This is a genomic window from Pseudomonas sp. HMWF006, assembly GCF_003061205.1.
Classification (GTDB): Bacteria; Pseudomonadota; Gammaproteobacteria; order Pseudomonadales; family Pseudomonadaceae; genus Aquipseudomonas; species Aquipseudomonas monsensis.
Genome location: NZ_QAIU01000648.1, coordinates 23116 through 24526 on the forward strand (window position 1 = coordinate 23116; position 1411 = coordinate 24526).

Genomic DNA, 1411 nt, shown 5'->3' on the forward strand with positions numbered 1-1411 from the left:
CAGCGGATTGTCGGGACGGAACAGTTTGCCGACGTTCTGTGCATGCTCGATTCCCACATAGAAGTCGGTGTAATCGCTGATACGGGCCGGCAGATGCAGCTGGCAATCGGCGGCCAGTGGCAGCAGTTTCGCGCCCTGGGCTTCGATGGCACCGCGATGGCTGCTGCCCTCGCTGAACAACTCCAGCAAGCGTTCGCGCAAGGCTACGCGAGCTTCGCGACCGAGTTCGAAGAACGCATTCAACAGCCCGCCATGCATGGCTTCGACGGCACTGCGTCGACGCCGTCGAACAGACCGGCCTCCAGCGCCACTTGCAGGTCGAAGATGTGCTCGCCGATCGCCACGCCCGCGCGCGGTGCCGAACCGTTGAGGCTGAACACCCCCAACGGCAGGTTCTGCAACGGGAAATCAGCGTGGCCATTGGCCGAAGCGACCCAACTGCGATTAATCGAATTCTGAGTCATGGGTTATCTCCGGGTCGGGTCGAACGTGGCGGGCAGCGTGGCCCAGCAGGCGTCGTAATTGGATTGCAGTTGCGGGCAGTCGAGGGCGAAGCGGCTTGGGCGCAGCACCTGACTGGTCTCGAACATGAAGGCCATGGTGTTGTCGATCTTCGCAGGTGCAAGCTCGGCGTTGATCGCTTTGGTGCAGGTTTCACCGTCAGGGCCGTGGGCGCTCATGCAGCTGTGCAGCGACGCACCGCCGGGCACGAAACCTTCGGCCTTGGCGTCGTACTCGCCCTGGATCAGGCCCATGAATTCGTTCATCAGGTTGCGGTGGAACCACGGCGGGCGGAAGGTGTTCTCAGCCACCATCCAGCGTGGCGGGAAAATCACAAAGTCGAGGTTGGCCAGACCGTGGACGCTGGTCGGCGAAGTCAGCACGGTGAAGATCGACGGATCCGGGTGATCGAAACTGACCGTGCCGATGGTGTTGAAACGGCGCAAGTCGTATTTGTACGGCACGTTGTTGCCATGCCAGGCGACCACATTCAGCGGCGAGTGATTAAGCTCGGTGGCCCACAGCTGACCGAGGAATTTCTGCACCAGTGTCGTCGGTTGCTGCAGGTTTTCGTAAGCGGCGACCGGGGTCAGAAAATCGCGTGGATTGGCCAGGCCGTTGCTGCCGATCGGCCCCAGATCCGGCAGGCGCAGCGGCGCGCCATGGTTCTCGGCGATGTAACCGCGGGCTTGCGCGTCGAGCAGCTCGACGCGGAATTTCAGGCCGCGTGGCAACACGGCGATTTCCAGCGGCGCGACTTCCAGCATGCCCAGCTCGGTAGCGATGCGCAGACGGCCGAGTTGCGGCACCAGCAGCCATTCACCATCGGCATTGAAGAACACGCGCTCCATCGAACGGTTGGCGGCGTAGCTGTAGATGCTGATGCCGGCGGGTTTATCCGCACCGGCAT

1 protein-coding gene and 1 pseudogene are annotated in these 1411 nt (G+C 62.4%); both read right to left on the reverse strand.

Features of this window, described 5'->3' with window-relative positions:
- Window positions 1–464: pseudogene (locus DBR24_RS34500) on the reverse strand (fumarylacetoacetase); the annotation flags it as partial.
- 3 nt (window positions 465–467) lie between these two features.
- A partial coding sequence (locus tag DBR24_RS29990) for a homogentisate 1,2-dioxygenase domain-containing protein (protein WP_128616501.1) occupies window positions 468–1411 on the reverse strand: 944 nt, incomplete at its 5' end.